Below are 3,541 nucleotides of genomic sequence, written 5' to 3' on the forward strand. Positions count from 1 at the left end.
GGACACCACGTCGGAGGTGCGGGACACCACGTCGGAGGTGGGGACACCACGTCGGAGGTGCGGGACACCACGTCGGAGGTGGGGACACCACGTCGGAGGTGGGACACCACGTCGGAGGTGGGACACCACGTCGGGGGTTCGGACGCCACGTGGGAGGTGCGGACACCGTCTCGGGGGTCGGGGGGAGGTTATTGCATGACCACTCGTCCGGGTTGGTGTCCGCGGTACCCGGGATCTGTTCGCGGTTCTGGCAGACCACCCCAGGGGTCCCGGGGTCTGGACAGCACGTCGGGGGTTGGCGCGTAGAGCTTGGCTACTGTTCGAAGAGCATGGCGGTGGTGCCGGCGTCTACGTAGAGGTCGATGCCGGTGATGGCTCGGGCGTCCTCGGAGAGGAGGAAGGCGACGGCGTTGCCGATGTCGATGGATTCGACCGGGTGGGGGAGCATTTGTTTGGTGGCGACGAAGTCTGCCAGGAGGTGCTCGGCACCGCGTTCCTCCACAGCACCTGGGTGGACGATGTTGCAGCGGATGCCTCGGAGGCCGTAGTCGCGGGCGATTCCCCGGGTCAGCGCAGACAAGGCAGCCTTCGTTGCGGCGTACAGGGTGAAGGTCTCGGCGGCGCCGGCCGCGTGTACTGAGCCGATGTTGACGATGCTGCCACCGCCGTTCTCCAGCATGTGAGGCAGCACCTCGCGGATGCACGTCCACGGCCCGCGGTAGTTGATCGCATGCAGCTGGTCGAACTCCTCAGGCGTCGCGTCCGCACCATGCTTCCGCAACCCGACCCCGGCACTGTTGACCAAGGCATCGATCCGCCCGAACTCCCCCACCGTCGCAGCAACAACTTCCCGCACCGACGAAGCATCAGTGGTATCCAAAGCCATCGGTACGGCGTGAGCTCCCGCCCCGCGCAACTCCGCCGCCACCGACTCGGCGGCCGGCAGATCCCGATCACCGACGACGACCGTCCATCCCTTCGCCGCCAGCGCCCGGCAGATCCCGTTGCCGATCCGGGCCCCACCCCCACCCGTCACAATGCAGATCGAAGTCATGAGCCCATCAAACGTCACAGGCCGGGCGATCCGAAGGTCACCCGGCCCGTGTCGTCGTCCCAGGAGCTACTTGGCGAGCGTGTAGCGGAGCATGTCGTTCCGCAGTACGTCGCCGGAGACCTTCACGAGCCGCAACGTGTGCTGCGCGTTCGTCAGGCCGGTCTTCGTGAACACCTTCTTGTTCGTGACCCGCGCGTCACTGTGCAGGTTCACCCGGGTGACGAGCTTCCCGTCGAGGTAGACATCGACATCACCCTGATCCGGCGCCAGCGCGGTGGTCCAGTCGACCCCGACGCCCTTGAAGACGAAGTTGATCGCCGCCCCGTTCGCCGTCGCCGCGTGCACGTCGTCGCGATAGTCGCCACGGAAGCTGAAGTCCAGCTTCGTACTGCCGACCGGCTGCGTCGCCAGATAGGCACTCTTGATCGTCACGACCTTGCCGTCGGTGGTGTAGTCGGTCCCCTTCACGAGCGCCTTGCCCGCGTTGGAGATGGATGCCAGCTCACCCGGGTCACGCCCGATCTCGGTGGTGACGTCGGCCGGGGCCACCTTGTCGAAGGACGCCGTACCGGGGTTCAGCAGGCTCTCCTGCCGGACCACCAGTTTGTCGACCAGCATGAACTGCCCGGACTTCTTCACCCCACGGATCGTGTGCGAACCGTTCGGCAGATCCGAGATGCTGAACACCGTCTGCTGCGCGGAGCGCGAGTCCGCATGCGTGTCCACGGTCGCCTTCAACGCACCGTCGACGTAGATCTCCACCTCGCCCTGCGATGGGTCCTTCTCGGTGACGTAGTCGACGCCGTTGCCGACGAAGCTGTAGCTGAAGGCGTCTCCGTTGGTCTCGGTGTACTGGACGTCGTCCTGGTAGTCACCCAGTCCACGGCCCGTACTGCGACTCCATGAACCTGTGTAGACAATGCCGGCGTTGTCGTTGTTGAGCTCGACGGTGCGAGTGCCACCGTTCGACGGCACCGGCGGCGCCGGCGTACCGGAGTCCGTCACCGCTACCGTCAGCGGCTCCGACACAGCCGGTACTTCGTTGTTGTTGTTGCGCGTCCACGTGCCGTCGTACCCGACCCGCAGGTCGTCGTCGTTCACGCGGATCGCGGCGCCCTTCTGCGGCGTGACCTTGAACAGCCGGACACCATGCGGCGGAACAACGGCCGCGGTGTAGCTCCCGCTGAACTGACCGAGCTCCTTGCGCGCCCACAGGTCGCGCACGTTCGCCGAACCGTCCAGACCGAGGTCCGCGAAGTTCGCCGTCATGTTCGCCTCGGTGACCCCGAGGTTGAACAGGGCGACGGTGTAGGAGCTGTCGGCGTTCAGCGAGTACCACACCTGCTTGTTGGTCTTGGTCGAGACCGGCTGCGCGGGACGCCCGGCCTGGTTGACCGCGATCACCTCGGGGTTGGTCAGCAGATCCACGCCGTACTGGTCCAGCTTCGTCATGTCGTTGCCGATGTAGAAGGGGACAGCGGAGACCGCCCACAGCGTTGCCGCCGTACGCCGCTCGTCCTTCGTCAGACCGTCCATCGTTCCGTTGCCGACATCGAGGGAGTCGAAGTCGTTCCAGCCACCCGGTCCGGCGTGCCGCCACCAGTCGGCCGCCTTCGGGAAGAGCCGGTTGACGTTCGGCCAGGCCGTGAGTGCTTCACCAGGGCAGTAGCACTCCACGTCCCACTCGACCCGCCAGCCGTTCGCGACTGACTTCCAGTAGTCGGCGTAGTTGATGTCGAGCGCCCAGGAGAGCTCGAGCCAGATGTTGTGCCGGGCCAGCGCCTTCGACCAGCCGGCCACCTCGTCCCGGGCGTCCATGCTCAGGTCGTTGTGGCCGGAGCCCGGGGTGACGCTGTCGAACTTCAGGAAGTCGATGCCCCAGGCGGCGAACTGGTCGGCGATCGAGTCGATGTACGCCTGGGCGCACGGGTTCGTCATGTCGATCCGGTAGCCGAAACCCCAGTAGTCGCCCTGCTGCTGCGGCTGCTTCGCGAGGCCGGCCGTCGTACAACCGGGGTGTCCGTAGATCGGGTAGGCCTTGTCCATGACGGCCTGCGAGATGCCCGGGATGCTGTAGATACCGACCTTCTGGCCGTTCGCATGGATGTGGTCGATGACCGCCTGGAAGCCGTTCGGGAACAACTTCGTGCTCGGCACCGGCCGGCCGTAGGCGTCGACGCCGCCGTTCCAGGCCGCGTCGATGTTGATGTACTTGTAGCCGAACGGCTGGAGCTTCTGGTGCATGGCGTCGGACTGGGCGATGATCTGGGCCGCGTTGATCCAGTTCCCACCGTCGTTGGAATACACCTGCATGCTGTAGCTGCTCCAGCCCATGTAGGGCTTGGCCGCGGCGGCACCGGCCGGCCCGAGCGACGGGCTCGAGCTGGTGGTGACGTTCCCCGGCGTGGAGATGCTCGCGGTCGTCGTACGGGACGTGGTCTTGGCATCGGCCTTCGGCGCGACCGCCGGGCCGCGCGGATCCCGGGC

The 3,541-nt window shown here is 66.3% G+C and carries 2 protein-coding genes; both read right to left on the reverse strand.

Going from position 1 to position 3,541, the window contains the following annotated elements:
* Nucleotides 1–313: 313 nt before the first annotated feature.
* Nucleotides 314–1,054, reverse strand: a complete 741-nt coding sequence (locus ABZ004_RS40095) for an SDR family oxidoreductase (protein ID WP_355687500.1) — start codon at nucleotides 1,052–1,054, stop codon at nucleotides 314–316.
* A gap of 66 nt (nucleotides 1,055–1,120) precedes the next feature.
* The coding region (locus ABZ004_RS40100) for a X2-like carbohydrate binding domain-containing protein (RefSeq protein WP_355687501.1) at nucleotides 1,121–3,541 on the reverse strand (2,421 nt) is incomplete at its 5' end.

The sequence above is a fragment of the Kribbella sp. NPDC006257 genome (assembly GCF_040613535.1).
In the GTDB taxonomy this organism is placed as follows: domain Bacteria; phylum Actinomycetota; class Actinomycetes; order Propionibacteriales; family Kribbellaceae; genus Kribbella.